Here is a 21,248-nt window from a genome sequence, read left to right as displayed (position 1 = left end):
TGCTTTTAATTTAGTTTAAAAATAATGTCCTGCTCCTCTAATTCCGCTAACAATTGTGTGGTTATATTTATTTTTTGTTTTCTGCTAGATAAGTCTACTTTTATTTGCTCTTGCATTTCATAAACCTCAAACTTTAGAGGATGTTTTCCTTCTTGCTCGTCAGAGTTCAACGTCTTTTTTAAATTAAAAACATCTTCTTCCTTAAGTGTATCTATATTTAGTTTTATAGTAAGTTTTTTAGCATATTGCTCCATTACATCTTGCAACAACATAAAACTATTAAATTGCAATCTCGGATCTCCTTTTTTACCTGTATCTTTATTAGTCCATCCTTCTCTAATAAATAGTTTTACATACACAAAAGAGCTAATCATTAAAAAATGACGAAATTTTAAATACTCTTCTCCAAAAATTCTAAAATCGTATGAATCTGTATAATCTTCCATAGAAAACATAGCCCAACCTTTTCCGTTTTTAGAAACTCTATGTTGCACATCTGTAATTACACCTGCAATAGAAAGTTCTTTATTTACATATTGCTCCATATTATGTACGGCTGCAATACCAGAATTACAAAACGATTTTATTTCTGATTTAAAATCATCTAGCGGATGACCAGAAATATAAATACCTACAACTTCCTTTTCCTTACGTAGTTTTTCCATAGTCCCCCACTCTTCACAAGGTGGTACTACAGGTTCTGGAATTTGTACATCACTAGCCTCGCCAAACAAACTTACTTGAGACGAGTTTTGGCTTTCTTGAAACTTAGAGCCATATTTCATTACTTTTTCTAAAAACGTAATTCCGTCTCCTTCATCGTGTAAATATTGTGCTCTATGGGTATCTCCAAAAGAGTCAAAACCACCAGCTAGAGTTAAGTTTTCAAAAGCTCTTTTATTTGCCGCACGTAAATCTATACGTTTTGCCAAATCAAAAACAGATTTATACGGACCGTCTTTTTTTCTATTTTCTACAATAGTTTCAACAGCACCACGACCAACACCTTTAACAGCTCCCATACCAAAACGAACTGCACCAGCGTCGTTTACAGCAAATTTATAGTAAGATTCGTTTACATCTGGCCCCAAAACCTCTAAGCCCATACGTTTACACTCTTCCATAAAAAAGGTAACTGTTTTAATATCATTCATATTATTAGACAGTACCGCAGCCATATATTCTGCTGGGTAGTGTGCCTTACAATATGCTGTTTGGTAAGCAATCCATGCGTAACAGGTAGAGTGAGATTTATTAAATGCATATGCCGCAAAAGCTTCCCAATCTTTCCAAATTTTTTCTAATTTATCTACCGCATGTCCTTTTGCAGAAGCCTGTTGTATAAACTTTGGCTTCATTTTATCTAGAACGTGCTTTTGCTTTTTACCCATTGCCTTACGCAATACATCGGCTTCACCCTTGGTAAAATCTGCTAATTTCTGAGACAAAAGCATAACTTGCTCCTGGTAAACCGTAATACCATAGGTTTCTGCTAAGTACTCCTCACAAGCATCTAAATCATAAATAATTTCTTCTGTACCGTGTTTACGAGCAATAAAACTTGGTATGTATTCCATTGGCCCTGGACGGTACAATGCGTTCATGGCAATTAAATCTGCAAACACGGTAGGTTTTAGTGATCGCATGTGTTTTTGCATTCCGGGAGATTCATATTGGAAAACCCCAACTGTTTCACCTCTCTGAAAAAGCTCATATGTTTTTTGATCATCTAACGGAAAATTCTCTGGATCTAGCTCTACACCGTGCTTTGCTTTTACAATTTTAACGGTATCCTTAATTAGGGTTAGTGTTTTTAACCCCAAGAAATCCATTTTTAGCAAGCCGGCACTTTCCACAACAGAGTTATCAAACTGTGTACAATACATGTCTGAGTCCTTTGCTAATGCTACAGGTACAAACTTTGTAATATCATCTGGAGTAATAATTACACCACAAGCGTGTATACCAGTATTACGCACAGAACCTTCTAAAATATAAGCTTGGTTTAAAGTTTCAGATTCTAAATCATCTCCTTCAGAAATTTCTAAAAGCTCGTTTATTTTTGCTAGTTCCTCACTATTAAACTTACTTTTTAATGTTTTTTCATCTACACCAATAATTTTTTTAAGCTTAGACATGTTAGGTATAAGCTTAGCCATACGGTCTGCATCACCCAAGGGTAAGTCTAGCGCACGGGCAGTATCTCTAATAGATGATTTGGCTGCCATTGTACCGTAGGTAATAATTTGCGCTACTTGGTTAGAGCCGTACTTATCAATTACATAATCCATTACGCGTCCACGTCCTTCATCATCAAAATCTATATCAATATCTGGCATAGATACACGATCTGGATTAAGAAAACGCTCAAAAAGTAAATCGTACTTAATAGGATCTAAATTGGTAATCCATAAACAATAGGCAACAGCAGAACCTGCTGCAGAACCACGACCAGGACCTACAGACACGTCCATTTTACGAGCCGCTCTAATAAAATCTTCTACAATTAAGAAATATCCTGGATATCCTGTTTTTTCAATTACTTTAAGTTCAAAATCTAAACGTTCATCAATCTCTGGTGTAATTTCTCCATATCTTATTTTTGCACCTTCGTAAGTTAAGTGTCTTAAAAACTTATTTTCTCCACGTTTACCACCATCTAGCTTATCTTCTTCAAAAACAAACTCTTCTGGAATATCAAAAGCAGGCAATAATACGTCACGTGCTAGTGTAAATGTTTCTACTTTGTCTACAACTTCTTGTATATTGGTTATTGCCTCAGGTATATCTTTAAAAAGCTCCTTCATTTCATCAGAAGACTTAAAGTAGTATTCTTGGTTAGGCAAACCATAGCGATAGCCACGACCACGACCTATTGGTGTGCTTTGTTTTTCTCCATCTTTTACACACAATAAAATATCATGTGCATGTGCATTTTCTTTATCTACATAATAGGTATTATTTGTAGCCACAAGTTTTACATTGTGTTTTTTAGCAAATTTTATTAAAACCTGGTTTACACGGTCTTCGTCTTCTTGGCCGTGACGCATAATTTCCATATACAGGTCGTCTCCAAACTGCTCTTTCCACCAAAGTAATGCCTCTTCTGCTTGGTTTTCGCCCACATTTAAAACCAAACTAGGTACCTCTCCGTAAAGGTTACCTGTAAGTACAATTAAATCTTCTTTGTACTGTTCTATAATTTTTTTATCTATTCTAGGCACATAGTATTTACCATCTACAAAGGCAATAGAAGACATTTTTGCTAAGTTGTGATAGCCATTTTTATTTTTTGCTAAAAATACTACTTGGTACCCATTGTCTTTTTGAGATTTGTTAGTGTGATCCTCACATACCTGAAACTCGCACCCAATTATTGGTGTAATTTCCTTTTCTGGCACAAACTCATGTAACGGTTCTTCTCCCTCTTCTAAACGCCCCTCTTGCGTAGCTTCATACCGTATTTCATTAGCATCATTTCTAGATTTTACACCTTTGTTGTGGTTAAGAACACCATTTACAAAATGAAATGCACCCATCATATTAGCATGATCTGTCATTGCTACGGCAGGCATATTATTTTTAGCAGTAGCTTTTATAAGATCTGGAATACTAATAGTAGACTGTAATATAGAAAACTGTGTGTGGTTATGTAAGTGAGAAAACTCGGCCGACTCTAAAGTTGCTAAATTTTCTTTAATTTCTTCTTTACTAACACCACCAGTATCTTTAGCCCACAGTGCATCTGCTATTTTTTTAGATGCCTTTTTTAGGTTAATGTGTTTTAACCCTATAAGCTCTATTGGCTTAGGATTAGCTTCTGAAAAGTTTTTAAAATAATCTGGCTGAACATCTAACTGTTCTGCGGTATATTGCTGCTTACGAATAAGCTCTAGAAAACAACGCGTAGTTGCCTCTACATCAGCAGTTGCGTTGTGCGCTTCTCCAAAAGGTTCACCAAATAAAAATTGATGCAATTCTGTTAGTGTTGGCAATTTAAATTTACCTCCACGCCCACCAGGAATTTGGCACAAGCTAGCAGTGTGTTCTGTACACGTATCTAAAACAGGTAACTCTTGTAGTTGGTTTTCTACCTGAAGACGATGAAACTCTGCCCCCATAATGTTAAGGTCAAACCCAACATTTTGTCCAACAACAAATTTGGTTTTTTCTAATGCAGCATTAAATTTTTCTAAAACCTCTGCTAAAGGCACACCATCTTGTTCTGCTAAAGCAGTAGAAATACCGTGTATTTTTTCTGCATCATACGGAATATTAAATCCGTCTGGTTTCACTAAATAATCTTGATGTTCTACAACATTACCCATACCATCATGCAATTGCCAAGCAATTTGAATACACCTAGGCCAGTTGTCTGTATCTGTATAAGGCGCATCCCAACGCTTAGGTAATCCGGTAGTTTCAGTATCAAAAATTAAGTACATAGTGTATTGTTTGTAGTGGTAAAAAAGCAGTGGATAAAAATACCAAAAATCCTCCGTTTTATAAAGCTATAGCAGCAAGAGTTATTAACGTTACAAAAAAGAGCAGGACTTATGCCCTGCTCCCTCAACAATTAACCAAACATACAAGATAATTATGAAACCATTTCCTGATACACCTTTGCAGTGTTTAACGCAGATTGCACACTATTGCGCTGCGCTATTAGCAGGTTTTCTGTAGATGGTGGCAACACCATATCTTTGTCATTTAATATATCATCATACTCTTCTATAAAAGATTGTTCTCCGCGTTCTACCTCGTCTAAAATGCGTTCTTCTTCATTAGAAGACAAAGTTGCCGTTAGGTTCATCCAAGTTCTGTGCAAGTCACCCTTAATTGTTCCGCTCTTTTCTGGCAAGTGTCCGTATGCCAAAATCTCAGACTTTAATTGATGCCCAAAATTATAACGCTGTTCTACTTTACTTTCCAAAAATCTTTTTATGGATGGATTTTCAACTTTTTCGGCGCCAAGTTTATATCCTTTTTCGGCGTCATAAGTTTTCTCTAATAAATTGTTTAATCTGTTTGTAATTTCTTCTGTATACTTCATAATATCTCTTATCATTTAAATTAATTTACATTGCTGACTATCAACAATCTTGTTCCTCTAAATTACAAACCGAAACACCCAATAACAAGAAAATACTGCGGTTTAGCCTAAGTTTAACGCCAAGTCTTAATAAATGTTAAGCAAAAACTGTTATTTTTGCCATTCAAAACATTGCAGATTAAACATAAATTGTATATTTGCACCCGCTTTTAAGCCAAAAGCAATTAAAAAGAATTAATAACAGGGGTCGGGCACCCTACAAATTTAATGTGATATGCCAGTTAGAATTAGATTACAAAGACACGGAAAAAAAGGAAAACCTTTCTATTGGGTAGTAGCAGCGGATTCTCGCTCTAAAAGAGATGGTAAATTCTTAGAAAAATTAGGAACTTACAATCCAAATACTAACCCTGCAACAATTAACTTAGATGTAGATAGTTCTGTAAAATGGTTATCAAATGGTGCACAACCATCTGATACAGCTAAAAGAATTTTATCTTACAAAGGTGTTTTATTAAAGCACCATTTACAAGGTGGTGTACGTAAAGGTGCATTAACTGAAGAGCAAGCTGAAGAAAAATTTAATGCTTGGGTAGCTGAAAAAGAAAAATCTGTAGCTGGTAAAGTTGAAGGTTTAGATAAAGCTAAAGCTGATGAGGCTGCTAAGAAATTAGAAGCAGAAAAAGCAATTAATGAAAAACGTGCAGCTGAAGCAGCAGCAGCGGCAGCTCCTGTAGCAGAAGAAGCAGCAGCTGACTCTGAAGATGTAGCAGCAGCTTCTGAAGAAGAATAAATTTATATATAAACGATATGCAAAAGGAAGATTGTTTCTACTTAGGTAAAATCGTTTCAAAATATAGTTTTAAGGGTGAAGTGTTAATTAAGGTTGATGCAGATGAACCCGATTTATACGAAAATATGGAATCAGTGTTTATTTCTTTAGGAAATAACCTGGTTCCATTTTTTATTGATAAATGTAGGCTACATAAATCTAGCTTACTACGTATAAAATTTGAAGAAGTTTTAAATGAGTCTGATGCAGACCGCATTATGGGCTCTAAACTTTACCTACCACTTACAATGTTACCTAAATTAACTGGTAACAAATTTTACTTTCACGAAGTTATAGGTTTTACTTTACAAGATGATGTACACGGAGATATTGGACAAATTACCAGTGTTAACGACACCACATCACAAGCACTTTTTGAAGTGGAAAAAGGAGACAAACAACTGCTAATCCCTATTAACGACGAAATTATTACCAAAGTAGATCGTGAAAATAAAACCATTTTTGTAACTACTCCTGAAGGCTTAGTAGATTTATACTTAAGTTAAATTTACCTCTTACATAATAAAACCTGTATTTTTGCGTATATAGTACACATATTATGCAAAACAATCAGAATATAAAAGTAGCTGTAGATGCCGTGGTTTTTGGCTACCATAACAATGCTCTTTATGTATTGTTAGTACAACAAAAATATGGCTTTTATAAAAACCAATGGGTATTACCTGGTGGTTTAGTACAAAACGGAGAAACACTAACCAAAGCTGTACACAGAGAATTACATGAAGAAGCTGGAATAAAGGTTAATTACCTAGAACAGCTTTATACTTTTGGTGATGATGTAGAACGCGATAAAAGAAACCAAGTAATATCTGTATCTTATTTTGCATTAGTAAACCCCGGCCTTTTACAACTAGCGGCAGCAACAGATGCACAGGACGTAAAGTGGCAAAACATTAACAACATACCTTCACTGCCTTTTGATCATAATTTAATAATAGATACTGCTTTTAAAAGAATTAAAGCAAAACTACACTACCAACCTATTGGCTTTGATTTGCTTCCTAAAAAGTTTCCTTTTTCGGATTTAGAGCATTTGTATGCAACTATTTTAGAACAAGACATAGACAGGAGAAACTTTAGAAAAAAAATTCTGAGCTTTGGATTTATTAAAAAATGTGATGAAAAGCAAAAAAATGGCAGCGGAAGACCAGCACAACTATACACGTTTGAACCAAACAAATACAAGGCTTTAGAAGAAAATGGAATTCATTTTGAAATTAAGTTTGCGTAATTTTAACACAAAATATTTTTACTTATCCACTTACTTATTTAACTTTGTGTAAAAATAACGCAAATGATATTAAATTTAGATCCACAGTTTAACCCGTTCCCAAATCAGAAAAGCATCGAATTTAAATCGTTTTTATTTTCTGGTGGTGAACCTCACATTAAAATAGAAGACAATTTTAATACCTCAGATACAATAACAGTAACACACAGACTACAGTCTTTTAATGATGTTGGCTTGTTATTAATTACCGTAGATGCTTTAAAACGTATGGGCGTAAAAACAATTAATGCTTTTATACCATATTTTCCGGCTGCTAGGCAAGATAGGCTAATGGTTTCAGGAGAATCATTATCTGTAAAAGTGTATGCAGAATTAATAAATAATCTTCAATTAAATGAAGTTATTGTTTATGACCCACATTCTGAGGTTACACCTGCTCTATTACACAATTGCACTACAATTACAAATTACACTTTTATACAAAAGGTATTGTCAACCTTAAACAGCAATGTTGTACTAATTTCTCCTGATGGTGGTGCGCTTAAAAAAATTTATAAAGTATCTGAATATTTAGGGGGAAAAGAAGTAATAGAGTGCTCCAAAACTAGAGATGTAAAAACGGGAAAACTTTCTGGTTTTAAAGTATATGCAGATGATTTACAGGGTAAAGATTGTTTGGTTGTAGATGATATTTGCGATGGTGGTGGAACTTTTAATGGTTTAGCACAAGAACTAAAAAATAAAAATGCAGGCAATTTATACCTAGCTGTAAGTCACGGTATATTTAGCAAAGGTTTAGAGAGCTTAAGTAATTATTACAATGGTATTTTTACTACAGATGCTTTTAACACAATTACAGAACAACCAAAGGTTACACAAATACCAATTGCAACCATATTAGAATAAGACATTAGAAACAAATTATAGATATTATGAATCCACTATTATATACAGATGGTTACAAAGTAGACCACAGAAGACAATATCCAGAGGGTACAACCTTAGTATACTCTAACTGGACACCAAGAAAGAGTAGAATAGACGCTATAGAAGAAGTAGTGTTTTTTGGGCTACAATACTTTATTAAAAAGTACATTATAGAAGAGTTTAATACCAACTTTTTTAACAAACCCAAAAAGGAAATTGCAGAAAAGTACAGCAGAAGAATTAATAATTATTTAGGGCCAAATGCTGTTGGTATTAAACACATTGAAGATTTACACGATCTTGGTTATTTACCAATGGTAATAAAAGCATTGCCAGAAGGTTCTAGCGTTCCTATTCGCGTTCCTATGATGACAATGTATAACACATTACCAGAATTCTTTTGGCTAACTAATTATTTTGAAACTATATTAAGCACTACTATTTGGATGCCTTGTACCTCTGCAACTATTGCTAAACAGTACAGAAAAATATTAGATAAATATGCAAAAGAGACATCTACAGCACTTGAATTTGTAGATTGGCAAGGTCACGATTTTTCTATGCGAGGTATTGCAGGTATGGAAGCTGCTGTTATGAGTGCATCTGGCCATTTACTTAGCTTTTCTGGTACAGATACAATTCCTGCAATAGACTTTTTAGAGGAATACTACAATGCTAATTCTGATAATGAACTAGTTGGTGGCTCTGTAGCAGCCACAGAACACTCTGTAATGTGTATGGGAACAAATACTGGAGAACAAGAAACTTTTAAAAGATTAATTACAGAAGTTTACCCTAACGGAATTGTTTCTATTGTTTCTGACACTTGGGATTTATGGAAAGTACTTACCGAATACTTACCTAACTTAAAAGAAGATGTGTTGGCAAGAGATGGCAAAGTAGTTATTAGACCAGATAGCGGCGACCCTGCAGATATTATTTGTGGTAATCCTAACGGAAAAACTGAAGAAGAGAAAAAGGGAGTTATAGAATTGTTATGGGAGATATTTGGCGGACAAACTAATAGTAAAGGCTATAAAGAATTAGACCCACACATTGGTGCAATTTATGGCGATAGTATTACTACAGCACGCGCTACAGACATTTGTGAACGATTAAAACAAAAAGGGTTTGCCTCTACAAACGTAGTTTTGGGTATTGGTTCGTTTACATACCAATACAATACTAGAGATACTTTTGGTTTTGCAATGAAAGCTACCTATGGTGAAGTAAACGGTGAGGGAAGAGAAATTTTTAAAGATCCTATTACAGATGACGGAACTAAAAAGTCTGCCAAGGGTTTACTTAAAATTGCAAAAGAAAACGGAACTTATAAACTTGTAGACCAAGTAAATTGGGAGCAAGAAAAAACAGGAGAATTAAAAGAGGTATTTAAAGACGGTAAATTACTTGTTAATGATTCTTTACAAGATATTAGAAACAGAGTAAGATAAACTTCTTAATTTTGCAACCGTAAGAGGCAAGCTTTTTTACAAGCTTGCCTCTACTGTTTTAAAAAACTTTATAATGAGCAAACCCTTTATTTTTAAACAGTTTACAATTAATCAAGACCGTTGTGCTATGAAAATTGGTACAGACGGAGTTTTACTTGGCGCCTGGGCATCTGTAGACCACAATCCGTATTCAATTTTAGATATTGGTGCTGGCACAGGAATAATAGCGTTGATGTTAGCACAGCGCAGTGCTGCAGACAATATAGAAGCTATAGAATTAGATGCTGATGCCTATGAGCAATGTACAGACAATTTTGAAGCATCTGATTGGGCTGACAGGTTATTTTGCTTTCACGCTGGTTTTGACGAGTTTGTAGATGAATATGCTACAGACGAAACAGAAGAAGATGAGTTGTATGATTTAATTGTATCTAACCCTCCTTTTTACGCAGAAGAAGTTACTAGTGGTAATGAAGCAAGAGACAATGCACGCCAAAATACATCTTTACCTTTTAATGAGTTGGTAAGCGGCGTAGCCAAATTATTAACCGCAAACGGAAGGTTTGCTACCATAATACCATATAAAGAAGAAGAAAAATTCATCAAACTAGCAGAAAATTTTAAACTATACCCACTAAAAGTTACCAGAGTTAAAGGCAATGCAAAAGCAGAGGTAAAACGTAGTCTGTTAGAGTTTCAAAAAACACCTTCTACCAATTTAGAAATTAAACAACTTGTTATTGAGGAAGATAGACATATTTACACTCAAGATTACATCGACCTAACAAAAGATTTTTATTTAAAAATGTAACAATTACTCTTTGTATTGTTATATTTCTTTAACTATCTTTGGTTACATATCCTAATACATAGCTATGAAACCAGATTTATTTGAAGCACCAGATTATTACAATATAGACGATTTAATGTCTGAAGAACATAAATTGGTGAGAGATGCAGCCCGCCAATGGGTAAAAAGAGATGTATCTCCTATAATTGAAGATTATGCACAAAAAGCAGAATTTCCAAAACAAATAATTAGCGGATTAGCAGAAATAGGAGCTTTTGGTCCATATATACCAGAAGAATATGGCGGTGCAGGATTAGACCAAATAAGTTATGGTTTAATTATGCAAGAGATAGAACGTGGTGATAGTGGCGTACGCTCTACGGCATCTGTACAATCTTCTTTGGTAATGTACCCAATATATACTTACGGTACAGAAGAACAACGTAAAAAATACTTACCTAAACTTGCTAGCGGCGAGTTTATGGGTAGTTTTGGTTTAACAGAACCTAACCACGGCTCTAACCCTGGTGGTATGGAAACCAAGTATAAAGATATGGGCGACCATTATCTTTTAAATGGTGCCAAATTGTGGATTTCTAATTCTCCTTTTTGCGATGTAGCCGTTGTGTGGGCAAAAAATGAAGAAGGTAGAATTCACGGACTAATTGTAGAACGTGGTATGGAAGGCTTTTCTACTCCAGAAACGCACAACAAATGGTCCTTAAGAGCATCTGCCACAGGTGAGCTTATTTTTGACAACGTAAAAGTGCCAAAAGAAAATTTACTACCAAATAAAAACGGATTAGGTGCTCCATTGGGTTGTTTGGATTCTGCTAGATATGGTATTGCTTGGGGTGCAATTGGCGCTGCTATGGACTGCTATGATACTGCCTTACGTTATGCAAAAGAACGTATACAATTTGGCAAACCAATTGGTGCCTACCAATTACAGCAAAAAAAGTTAGCAGAAATGATTACTGAGATTACCAAAGCACAGTTACTAGCATTGCGTTTAGGACAGCTTAAAAACCAAGGTAAAGCAACTACTGCACAAATATCTATGGCTAAACGTAACAATGTAGATATGGCTTTAACTATTGCCAGAGAGGCCAGACAAATACTTGGAGCAATGGGTATTACTGGAGAATATAGCATTATGAGACATATGATGAATTTAGAAAGTGTTATTACGTATGAAGGTACACACGATATTCACTTACTTATAACTGGTATGGACATAACAGGGCTTAATGCCTTTAAGTAAAAAATAATTCCTTATCTTTACACAGTCTAAATAAGGGTTGTTTTAGACATAACAACCCTTAAAATTATAGATTATGGAAACACTACAACATATCTTAGTTTTTATAACTGCAGCGATTGCTTTTGGGTATATCGTTAAAAAATTCTTTCTTCCTAAATCTCTTTTCACAAGTAACAAAAACAAAAAATCTTGCGGTTCTGATAGTTGCGGATGCAGCTAAACAAACCAACAAATAGTCAGTATTTTTCTTAAAACATTCATAATTTCGTTAAAGAAATAAGAATTCTATATTAAAATTATCAAAAAACGCTTTTTTGTAGTCCTTATATTACTTTAATTAGCCCACGGCTAAAAAAGGCAACAAAAAAAGGACTATACAAACTACTAAAAACCATAGTATTAGGTTATTTTTTAAGTTGTTTTAGCTTTATTGGGCAACACAAACCACATTGTTGTTGTCTATACTAACAAGAAACAAAACTAAAGAATCAAAAATGCGTAAAACTACTCAACTTGCTTTATTAATCATTACTATTATAACAAGCAACATTGCTAAATCTCAAGAACTAAACGCTAGCATTAAAGATGCTAACAGCAAAGAACCAATACCATATGTTTCAGTTGTTTTATCTAACAAAAAAGGTGTTATTACAAATGGTGAAGGTAAATTTTCATTAAGCACAACAAATACAACTGCTGTAGATTCTATTTTTATTTCTTGTATTGGCTACAATACCATTGCGCAACCAGTATCTACTTTTACAGATAGTATAATTTATATGTCTCCCAAAACAATAGAGCTTAGAGAAGTATTGGTTTCTAACAAAAACTACACCGGAGAAGAGATTATAGACATTGTAAAAGATAGTTTAGACAAAAACTACAATGAGGAGTTTACAAGAAAAAAAATGTTTTTTAGAGAATCATACTACCAAGGTTTTGATAAAACAAATTACACATTTATGAAGTCTACAATTAAGGAACTAAATAAACCTTTTATTGATAGTATTTTAAATGCAGTTCCAAAAAGAGACAATAGTTATTCTGAAATCTTATGTGATTTGTACGGAAACTACAATAGAGAAAATATGAAGATTGACGGTATAAAAGCGTGCAAATTATATGATGAAAAATCGGAATTAGATATAAACAACCTTGAGGAAAAGTTTAATGAAATTATAAAAGATAATGTAAGACCAGATTCTTATTTTAAAATAAAATCGGGCATATTTAGCACAAAGGTAGATGCTGAAGAAATGGGTGTTGCAACTATAAAAAAAGACAGCACAGAATTAAAAAAGCAACTTGAAAAAAGGAAAGAAGAAGAACGAATAAGAAATGAAAACTTTGCAAATCATAGAAAACACACTATTGGTAGGCAGTTTGAAAACTTGTTTTATATGGAGGATGCAAAATTAAATGTAATATCAAAATCTGGCCGCTACAATTTTACTATTAAAGACTACACATATTGGGGAAATGCACCAGTATACATATTAAATTTTGAACCAAAAAGAGGTGAAGATTACAAGGGTACAATGTATGTAAATGCAGATGATTTTGCAGTTATACGAATTGATTATCAGAACGTTAAAATGCTAAAAAGCATAAAATTGTTTGGCATATCTTACCAAGAGCATTTAGCAAATGGAAAAATGATTTTTGCTAAAAATGAAAATAACACCTATGACTTACAATATTTAGAGAGAGAAACGGGAAGCAAATCTGGCATTAACAGACCTTTAAAAATAATTGAAAAAAACAAAATTGTAAAAGGAAAAAACCGACAAAATGAGCTATATGTTAAGTTAGATATGGCATTTACTAATGTAGTAAAATATGAAATTGTTGTTTTTGATGCAGAACCTATAACAAAATCCACCTTTACTAATTTTGAAGAGAATAAAGACATTAAACCTAAACACTTACGTAAATACGATCCGGAATTTTGGAAAGGTTATAACATTATTGAACCTAACCAAGCCATAAGAGAGTTTACGGCAGTAGAATAATAAATATAATTACACTTACAAAACGGTAATTAGTAAAAGCGCCCAACCTAGGACTAATCCCAAACCTCCTAGGGGCGTTATTGGACCAAGTATTTTTACTTTTTTTCCTTTGGCAGCAGAAATACACAAACCATAAATGCTAAATGAGAATAAAAATACACCTATAATAAAGGCATAACCCATTACAACCTCAATAGTTGTAGAAAAACTATAATTAAAACCTAAAACTAACAATACAATAGCATGATACATTTGATACTTTACACCAGTTTCAAAATTTTTGAGTTGGTCATCTGTGAATATTTTTTTTAAAGCGTGTGCTCCAAATGCGCCAAAAACTACAGCTAACATACCGTACAACGCTGCAAAAAATTTAATTGTGATAATCATAAACCTTAATTAAGTAGAATTTATTTTAAGCTAGATAAGCTGTCTAATTTACTAGAAAACAATGTATACATTTTTTCTGTTTCCAAAGAGTCTGAAACATTAAAAAAGAGCTGGAGCGTATCTTTATAAGTCACTTTAATTTTTTGTGTAGATAATTTATCTACAAAAATGTATACGTCTGTATTATAAATAGAGTCTTTAAAAATGCCTTTTTCTGTTTCACTCACAGAAAACCCATTAATACGCTCTAGAGACGGTATTTTATCAACCATTTCTACCATATTAACATCGGTAAAATTTATCTTTTTATAGTATATACCAGATAATATTTTAAACTGATTGCTCTCTACGTTAATCCAGTTTTTGTAGTGTGCCATAAAAGCAGCAACTATAACCATTAGTGTTAGTACAATTACCACATTCCATAGCCAGTGTATTTTTCTATTTTTCATCACAATTACGAATGTACAACAGAATAGATTTGTAGAAAAATATTACTTAAAATTATGTACAAAACCCAGTTGATAGGTATTAGAAAAATAATTATCTATTGTATAGACCTCAACTCCTAATTGCAGTTTAGTAAAATTAAATAACCTATAGCTTAAATTCCCTATATAGCGTTGAAAGGTTGGTTCATTGGTTTCTGCAAATATACCCGCATCTAATGTACCATTAAACTTACTTTTCTCTGTTCCTAATTGCAGTAAAACTCCTGGCCCTGCGTATGCCCTATTTTCTGCCATCCAATAAGGAAAACCACCTCTGCGTTCTACACTTCCTTGAACATAAGAAACTTCTGCATAAGGAAATAGCTTATGGTTTATACCATTTAAAACTCTAAACTCAGATCTACTGGTTAATATTACTTCTACCTGAGAATCTGTATAGTAGTTACCTTGTAACGCAAAAACTTGTCTAAAGGTTTTAGATAGCAAAAACTCGTTATAATTATCTAGCATAAGTCTATAAATATTTGCACTGTAACCTGCGCCAGATTTTACAGGAAAAAAATTAGCTTCAAAAGAAGTAAAGTTCCTTTCCTTATTACTAATTAAGCCCGCTCCTATTTTATAAAATAAATCTTGAGACTCCACATCTTTTTCTAATCCTCCATTTGCCCAATACTGCAGTTCCTCTTTACTAGTATTTTTATATCCATACATAAAACCAAATAAAGAATAGCTATTGTTATTATTTCTGGGCCTACCAGTTCTAATAGGGCTCATTACACTTTGTGTAACAGACAAGCTATGTACATTAAATTTTTTATCGTACAAATTATAGCTTAATACATTTGCTAAGCTTATTGGTGAAGTTGCATCATAAATTGCCTCTGTATTACCACTAACAGAATTACCCTCTTGCAAACGTATAGCGTTACTAATATCTGTACTAACATTTTTATACAAAATACCATCATCAGAAGCTATTACTTTACGCTGGTCTCTTATATTTAAATTTTTTAATTCCGCATTAATTTTAGCTTTTAACCTGGTTTTTCCAATACCTTTTGGTATTGTTTTAGCAATTGCTACAGAGCCATTAACCTTACCACTATACAACAACAATAAGCTCATATGAAGTTTGGCATTGTGATCCTCAGGATTAAGGGCTATGTAGTTACTATAGGTGTTAGACAACAACTCGTATTCTTTTAACTGATGATACCATGATAATACAGATGTAACGGGCAAATCTTTTGCACATTTACCCCAACTTAAAGCTTCTCTATACAACTTAAAACCTTCATAAGCATAAGCAATATCCTTTGCCAAAGGCACTAAACTACTATCTGTGCAAGCCTCTTTATTTTGCAATTCTTTAAGGGCTTTTTTAGTGTTTTTTTGAAGCAGTATTTTTATGTATAAAGGAAAATTTAATGTTTTTAGCGAATCAAAATTAGAACTGTAAGCCCACCAATTTTGCTTTGTCTCTTCATCAATATCCAAGCTACATTTAGACCAATCTAAAGCCTTATCAAACATAAAATTATCTGCATAAATCCACGCTATTGCAGTTGCAGAACTCATGTATCCTTCTTCACAGGCATCAATCTTATTTAGCTCTGTAAAAAGATCATCAAACTTAAAGGCTAATAAGTGCTCTATGTATTTTTTTTTGTTGTTTTCATTTGGTTCTACAATTGCTATTTTATTTAAAACATCTTTAATTTTTGTTTTATTAAGGTCAACAGAAAAATAATCTACATATTCTTTAAGTATACTAATATCTTCTGTATTATCTTCTATGTGCCTAGTAAGCCAAGTTTCTCTAATTTTTAAAGTAGAATAATCTGCAATTTTAGAAATTGATCTAGACAATTTAACTACCTTATTTTTATGGTTACTATTCTGATAAAATTGTTCTACAACTTGCCATAAATTATTTTCTTTTTTTTGCCATACCATATAAGTGGCATAATCTAACCACTGAGACCTTGTTATATTAACTCCTTTAAGAATGTTAGTTTGGAACAAATTTGTTGCGCTGTTTAAATCTCCTTGCTCTACGTATGCATTAATTTGTTTGTTTAATGGTTGTAAAATAGTTTGCCTATTTAGGTATTCATTTTTTTTGTTGTTAACCTCCTGAACCATTATGGCATTAGGTATACTAGCAAACTCATTTTTGTATTTTAAGTTTGGCAATGAAAGAGTAGTTTCGTCTGTACTAACCGTAAATAAATAACCATTTAAAAGGGCTGTTTTTTTAAACTTGTGTTTATTTTTATTTAAATCTTCCTCTAAAATTTTTGTATTATTTGCAGCTGAATACACCAACCAATAATTGGTATTACCACCAAAATAATAATCTGTATCTACCACATACCTATCTGCCTGTTGCAAATGGGTGTAATAGGCATACCTCCAGTCCTGAACTATTTTTGAAGACTCTGTTGCGTTTAAAAACCTGCTAAAAGGGTGTCTTTTTTTAAATTGTATAATGGTAGACGTAAACTTATCTAACATTCCTTTTTTACCATTAGACGTATACCAGTTTAGCTCGTTTTGATTTCTGAATGGATAATGACTGCTTGTAACCTTATTAGAGGCATCTGGAATTTGAAAAACATCATCTGGATGTACAAAATGGGTCCAAATACCCGTATAAATATTCATAGACTCCAATGCAAACAAATTATCACTGTCTAAATCAAAACCACTTGTAATTCTTGGATATCCGAAAAAACCATTGTGGTAAGGATCCGGATCAAAATCTCTGTCTCCACCATCTTCTATATCTCCTAAATAAGTACTTTGCACATATTTTATGCTAGGCATAGCCTTTTTTAATTGTGCTAAGCCAATACTGTCTATATAATTAGAAGGAGGAACATATGATACAGGCAAAGCTCCAAAACCTACCGTTTTCCATTTTTTTGCTGCTGTTGCTAATGCAGTAGCCATATAGTCTGGCTGTTTCCAATCTGTGGTTAGTAAAGATACATGATTATAACCGTGTAAAGCCATTTCATGGCCGCTAGCAATAATATCTTGACCAATCCATACACTTTTTTCTAAAATTTTGTTATCGTTTACAAATACATTTCTATCCCATTCTTTAAAAATAAAAGGAGGTTGTACTTGCTCATTATAATCAAAAACAGCATATGCCGTATAAGTTAAATTCTGTTTTTCTGCCAATTTTTTCATATCTGGCCACCATACATCTTTTACATAATCTGCTATAGAAAGATTTAACTCTTCCTTAATTGGAGTTTTATAAATATCATAAAGTGGAGAGGGAAAATCATCTAAAAATATTGTTGAAGTATTAGCTATTGGGTATGGAACTCCTTCTAGACCATTTAATGTTGTAGAAAACAAAATACCTCTAGACCATTTATCAAACTCTACATTGGAATTGTATAAAAGTACTTTTCCTTTACCTATTTGATGTTCTAAAATTACAGGATATTGTGTATTAGTAGCTGTAACTAAAACGTTTACCTTATTTGTGAAATTTTCTTTTGCTAAACCATTGTGTATACTTTTTAATTTTAAGGAAAACCCTTTTAAATCTGGAAAAAGCGGCTGTTTAAAATAATATCCCGATGCCCGGTTATTTGTATTAAAATTAGCTACAGGATTAAGCCCTAATAAAAAACTTAACCTTTTATCTTTTGTCGCCTTTAGTAAAAATAAAGTACCGCCTTTTGCTACAAAACTTTGTATACTATCTAAAGTGGTATTTTCTAAAAGCTCAGAATTATAGACACACAAAACCCTTGTACTTTTGGCTATATTTTTATTTGTATTAAAAGCATCTACTCCTATACTCTGGTAAGGTATTTTTGTATACTCTAGTGTTTTTTTAAGATGATTAGCTTGATTAATATTATTGGCGTCTGTACCATCTACAACAAATTGAACCAAAGATGGCTCACTACTAACTTTAGGTTTTGTGTATTTGTGTGAAAAATTATATAGTTCTTTTTGGCAACTTATAAGCAAGCTAGCCAGTAACAATATAACTATAAGTGATTTGGTAAGCCTCATAGTTTAATAATAAGATTGTTTAGGTTTGTAGAATTTGGGATGTTTACAATTTTGTAAACAGTTAAATTTGGTGTTTTATAGTAAACTTTTACTGTTCTGTTTTTGCTTGTTAATGTATGTAAAACGGTTTCAATTTTCTGTACTATTGCTGTATTGGTTACCAAATGACCTTCATTTTCTTTTTCTGTTGTTTTAGACACAAAAACAAACACACTATTTGGTAAAACATACTCAGGATTAGCTTTTAAAAATGGTTTATTATTTTTATTTAAATGATAAATAGAATCTCTATGCGTGTAGTTGGCTAAAAAATCTTTGTAATTAATAAAGGTGTGTTCAGATTCTGATAAAAAATGACCGTAACTAGAATTTACAACCCCATAAGAATACGGCAAGTTATTAGTAGATAAATTATGGTAAACGTTTAAAACACTTGTTTTTAACTCCTGCTTATTAGCTACAACATAATTAGTGTAAACAGGATTAAACTTATAAGCTGTTAACGCTATAATTACAAAAAGAAATAGTACTATTATAGGTTTGTATTTACGTACGTCTAACAAAAAAGTGTCTTTAATATAGGCCGTTAATACACCCACTAAAATACCTATTACAACAACAATAAAAACAGATAAAGATTGATAATATAAATCTACATCTAACCATTTAAAATTTAGATTAACCAAAAAAGTAATTACAATAAAAAACATTACAAAAATAAGTGCAGGCAACCATTTTTCTTTATTAAAAAATAGTTTAGGCAACAGTACTAAAAATGTAATTATAGCTATGGCTTTATAGGCAAACAATAAGTTATTTAGTGTTATTGCTAAATGTGGAAAATAGGTGTATACGTCTACCAGAAGCAAACTTCGATATAAAAAATCTGCAAAAGATTTATTTACAAAGTATGACGCTGTACCATAAACACTAAGCATAAAACCAAGTGCTGCAACAAATGCTAATATACTTTTAAAAACGTATTTTTTATTAATTTTATTAACGCATAAAACCGCAATAACCAAAAAAACTGGCACTATAAATACGGCCACAAAAAGATTAACAAAACAAACAACTACGTATAGTAAAAATACAATTAAAGTGTACCTATTTTTACTTACTACTAACATAGTAGGCTTTAGTGTAAATAGCATTGCAGGCAATAAGAAACACAATGCAAAATACAACGGGTTATGCTCTAATAATATATTTATATTAATAGGCATAAAGTCATAATAAAAGGCAAAAAATAACACACTTACTATAGGCGCTACATAAATTGATTTAGCCATTTTGCTAACAACCCAATATATAACTATACCTAAAATAAAATTCTCTATTAAGCCAAAGGAATGCATAGCAATTTCCTCACTAATTCCTGTTATTTTGCTATAAAAATTTACAAAAACTAGCTCTCCTTTTAATTCCAAACCACTAGTAAACCATTTGTTTAAATTTATTTTTTTTACAATTGATAAATTTTTAACCCATAGGTTTGACAGTGTATATAAATCATTTTTTAAAAAAGCATATCTAGATATAAAGACCGCTAAAGCAGTAACAAAAGCAGAAACAAAAACATAGTTAATTTTCACTATTTTTAGTGAGTTCCACCTTGTTTGTAAAGACTGTTTGGGGTTGTGCTCTAAGAATCTAAAAAAAGACAATAAAAAAGAATACCTTTTTTGTTTAAAATTAGATCTCAGAGTAGCTAATTTGCCAAAATTAAAATACTGAAGAACAAGCATTACAAAAAATAATGACAGTACCGTAAACGTGTCGTACATATTTACTTGCACTAACACAAAAACCACTACAAAAACTAAACTACCGTAAAAAAATAAGCGCTTTAAAACATAGTTTAAACTATATGTACTTAGTGGTTGTTTAGTTATCATTTGGTGTATTACAAATAGCATTATAATAAGCAGAAGTACACGCAAAGGCCCAATTAATGTGATGTCTAAAACTGGCATTACTTATCCTGTGGTTTAAAAAAATTAGGAATACTTTGCAGCTCTATATTTGCTATAAAAAAAGGAAATTTTAACGTTTTAAGCCTTTTATGCAAATCATTTTTCATCTTATAAGTGTTGGTATACTCTAACAACAATATTGGTTTGGTTACGCTATTACTTACTTTTTTAATATTATTTAAAAGCGTTTTGGTATCCTTTACTTCTCTAAAACTATATTCTTTGGTTTTAAAATTATAATTGGTATAAACAGACTCCATAAGTATTGCATCTGTACTCTGTTTTAGCTCTTTGGCTATAAATAAACCCGCATTTTGTACCACATAAAAGTTTTTGTGTTTAACTTTAATACTCTTTATAAAATCTATAAGCGGTTTTTTATAATCCTTAAGAACTCCCCATTTAGATGTATTATCTAAATTATCTAAAAACACTCCGTTAAAACCTTTGCCTTTTATGTTATTAATTTCTAGATGCAAAGCTTCTATTGTTTGCTTAGCAGCTAAATCTAAATAAAAACTATTCCAGTTGCTATTTTTACCAAGTGTAGTACCCTTTACGTTTTTAAAAATACTTGCGTATTCATTGGCTTCTGTTGTGCTTAAATAAGCTACAACTTTATCATTATTTTTTTTAAAAAGGCAAATTTCATATTGGTTATAATGTGCGCTTTCTAATATTACAAGCTTATAACCCTTAATTAAACTAGGTTCTACTTTGCCATAACATATAAAAAAGCTTTGATTAGCTACAGTTTTTTGCGCCACATTTATATTAGAAACAAACGGCACAATTA

Annotated in this window: 15 protein-coding genes; 8 read left to right on the top strand and 7 right to left on the bottom strand. The window is 32.4% G+C overall.

Going from position 1 to position 21,248, the window contains the following annotated elements; genetic code table 11:
- Positions 1 to 5: 5 nt before the first annotated feature.
- The gene (gene dnaE, locus BFJ87_RS06105; RefSeq protein ID WP_077401423.1) at positions 6 to 4,445 is read right to left on the bottom strand and encodes a DNA polymerase III subunit alpha; all 4,440 of its coding nucleotides are present in this window, start codon (positions 4,443 to 4,445) and stop codon (positions 6 to 8) included.
- A gap of 152 nt (positions 4,446 to 4,597) precedes the next feature.
- Entirely contained in the window at positions 4,598 to 5,068 is a 471-nt protein-coding gene (locus tag BFJ87_RS06100; protein WP_077401420.1) for a ferritin-like domain-containing protein, read from the bottom strand.
- A 259-nt stretch (positions 5,069 to 5,327) separates the two neighbouring features.
- Between BFJ87_RS06100 and BFJ87_RS06095 the strand changes: the two genes are divergently transcribed.
- The 8 genes from BFJ87_RS06095 (at position 5,328) to BFJ87_RS06060 (ending at position 13,584) form a co-directional block, all read left to right on the top strand.
- Positions 5,328 to 5,846, top strand: a complete 519-nt coding sequence (locus BFJ87_RS06095) for a 30S ribosomal protein S16 (protein ID WP_077401417.1) — start codon at positions 5,328 to 5,330, stop codon at positions 5,844 to 5,846.
- A 17-nt stretch (positions 5,847 to 5,863) separates the two neighbouring features.
- Positions 5,864 to 6,391 (top strand): ribosome maturation factor RimM, encoded by a 528-nt coding sequence (gene rimM / locus BFJ87_RS06090; RefSeq protein ID WP_077401414.1) that lies wholly within the window; start codon positions 5,864 to 5,866, stop codon positions 6,389 to 6,391.
- A gap of 53 nt (positions 6,392 to 6,444) precedes the next feature.
- On the top strand, positions 6,445 to 7,137 hold the full coding sequence (locus tag BFJ87_RS06085) for an NUDIX hydrolase (RefSeq protein WP_077401410.1): 693 nt from the start codon (positions 6,445 to 6,447) through the stop codon (positions 7,135 to 7,137).
- Between the two features lie 63 nt (positions 7,138 to 7,200).
- Positions 7,201 to 8,043 carry a ribose-phosphate diphosphokinase gene (gene prs, locus BFJ87_RS06080; protein ID WP_077401407.1) on the top strand — a complete coding sequence of 281 codons (843 nt, stop codon included), beginning with the start codon at positions 7,201 to 7,203 and terminating at the stop codon, positions 8,041 to 8,043.
- 26 nt (positions 8,044 to 8,069) lie between these two features.
- Positions 8,070 to 9,518 (top strand): nicotinate phosphoribosyltransferase, encoded by a 1,449-nt coding sequence (locus tag BFJ87_RS06075; RefSeq protein ID WP_077401405.1) that lies wholly within the window; start codon positions 8,070 to 8,072, stop codon positions 9,516 to 9,518.
- Between the two features lie 73 nt (positions 9,519 to 9,591).
- Complete coding sequence (locus tag BFJ87_RS06070) at positions 9,592 to 10,329, top strand: tRNA1(Val) (adenine(37)-N6)-methyltransferase (RefSeq protein WP_077401402.1); 738 nt, start codon at positions 9,592 to 9,594, stop codon at positions 10,327 to 10,329.
- A 64-nt stretch (positions 10,330 to 10,393) separates the two neighbouring features.
- Positions 10,394 to 11,572, top strand: a complete 1,179-nt coding sequence (locus tag BFJ87_RS06065) for an acyl-CoA dehydrogenase family protein (protein WP_077401399.1) — start codon at positions 10,394 to 10,396, stop codon at positions 11,570 to 11,572.
- 494 nt (positions 11,573 to 12,066) lie between these two features.
- Complete coding sequence (locus tag BFJ87_RS06060) at positions 12,067 to 13,584, top strand: carboxypeptidase-like regulatory domain-containing protein (protein ID WP_077402233.1); 1,518 nt, start codon at positions 12,067 to 12,069, stop codon at positions 13,582 to 13,584.
- Between the two features lie 15 nt (positions 13,585 to 13,599).
- On the opposite strand, the gene BFJ87_RS06055 is transcribed toward BFJ87_RS06060, so the two are convergent.
- Genes BFJ87_RS06055 through BFJ87_RS06035 form a run of 5 tightly spaced genes read right to left on the bottom strand, consistent with a single transcriptional unit; the run spans position 13,600 to position 21,219 of the window.
- Positions 13,600 to 13,974, bottom strand: a complete 375-nt coding sequence (locus BFJ87_RS06055) for a DUF423 domain-containing protein (RefSeq protein ID WP_077401396.1) — start codon at positions 13,972 to 13,974, stop codon at positions 13,600 to 13,602.
- Positions 13,975 to 13,994: 20 nt separating this feature from the next.
- Positions 13,995 to 14,426, bottom strand: a complete 432-nt coding sequence (locus tag BFJ87_RS06050) for a hypothetical protein (RefSeq protein WP_077401393.1) — start codon at positions 14,424 to 14,426, stop codon at positions 13,995 to 13,997.
- 42 nt (positions 14,427 to 14,468) lie between these two features.
- A complete protein-coding gene (locus tag BFJ87_RS06045) occupies positions 14,469 to 18,476 on the bottom strand; it encodes a DUF2194 domain-containing protein (protein ID WP_077401390.1) in 4,008 nt (1,335 codons plus the stop codon).
- A complete protein-coding gene (locus BFJ87_RS06040; protein ID WP_077401387.1) occupies positions 18,473 to 20,452 on the bottom strand; it encodes a hypothetical protein in 1,980 nt (659 codons plus the stop codon). The genes BFJ87_RS06045 and BFJ87_RS06040 overlap by 4 nt, the downstream gene beginning before the upstream one ends.
- Positions 20,452 to 21,219: an endo alpha-1,4 polygalactosaminidase gene (locus tag BFJ87_RS06035; RefSeq protein WP_171974473.1), complete on the bottom strand. Its 768-nt coding sequence runs from the start codon at positions 21,217 to 21,219 to the stop codon at positions 20,452 to 20,454. Before BFJ87_RS06035 ends, BFJ87_RS06040 begins: the two co-directional genes overlap by 1 nt.
- Between the last annotated feature and the right edge of the window lie 29 nt (positions 21,220 to 21,248).

The organism is Cellulophaga omnivescoria (genome assembly GCF_001999725.1).
GTDB classification, from domain to species: Bacteria; Bacteroidota; Bacteroidia; order Flavobacteriales; family Flavobacteriaceae; genus Cellulophaga; species Cellulophaga omnivescoria.
The sequence above is the reverse complement of the archived record's forward strand: the minus strand, read 5'-3'. Positions and strand labels throughout refer to the sequence as shown.

Excerpts from the sequence above, each read along its gene's own strand:
- dnaE (WP_077401423.1), bottom strand. The coding sequence starts at position 4,445 with ATGTACTTAATTTTTGATACTGAAACTACCGGATTACCTAAGCGTTGG.
- BFJ87_RS06085 (WP_077401410.1), top strand. The coding sequence starts at position 6,445 with ATGCAAAACAATCAGAATATAAAAGTAGCTGTAGATGCCGTGGTTTTT.
- BFJ87_RS06055 (WP_077401396.1), bottom strand. The coding sequence starts at position 13,974 with ATGATTATCACAATTAAATTTTTTGCAGCGTTGTACGGTATGTTAGCT.
- rimM (WP_077401414.1), top strand. The coding sequence starts at position 5,864 with ATGCAAAAGGAAGATTGTTTCTACTTAGGTAAAATCGTTTCAAAATAT.
- BFJ87_RS06060 (WP_077402233.1), top strand. The coding sequence starts at position 12,067 with ATGCGTAAAACTACTCAACTTGCTTTATTAATCATTACTATTATAACA.
- BFJ87_RS06075 (WP_077401405.1), top strand. The coding sequence starts at position 8,070 with ATGAATCCACTATTATATACAGATGGTTACAAAGTAGACCACAGAAGA.
- BFJ87_RS06070 (WP_077401402.1), top strand. The coding sequence starts at position 9,592 with ATGAGCAAACCCTTTATTTTTAAACAGTTTACAATTAATCAAGACCGT.
- BFJ87_RS06065 (WP_077401399.1), top strand. The coding sequence starts at position 10,394 with ATGAAACCAGATTTATTTGAAGCACCAGATTATTACAATATAGACGAT.
- BFJ87_RS06095 (WP_077401417.1), top strand. The coding sequence starts at position 5,328 with ATGCCAGTTAGAATTAGATTACAAAGACACGGAAAAAAAGGAAAACCT.
- BFJ87_RS06050 (WP_077401393.1), bottom strand. The coding sequence starts at position 14,426 with ATGAAAAATAGAAAAATACACTGGCTATGGAATGTGGTAATTGTACTA.
- prs (WP_077401407.1), top strand. The coding sequence starts at position 7,201 with ATGATATTAAATTTAGATCCACAGTTTAACCCGTTCCCAAATCAGAAA.
- BFJ87_RS06100 (WP_077401420.1), bottom strand. The coding sequence starts at position 5,068 with ATGATAAGAGATATTATGAAGTATACAGAAGAAATTACAAACAGATTA.
- BFJ87_RS06040 (WP_077401387.1), bottom strand. The coding sequence starts at position 20,452 with ATGCCAGTTTTAGACATCACATTAATTGGGCCTTTGCGTGTACTTCTG.
- BFJ87_RS06045 (WP_077401390.1), bottom strand. The coding sequence starts at position 18,476 with ATGAGGCTTACCAAATCACTTATAGTTATATTGTTACTGGCTAGCTTG.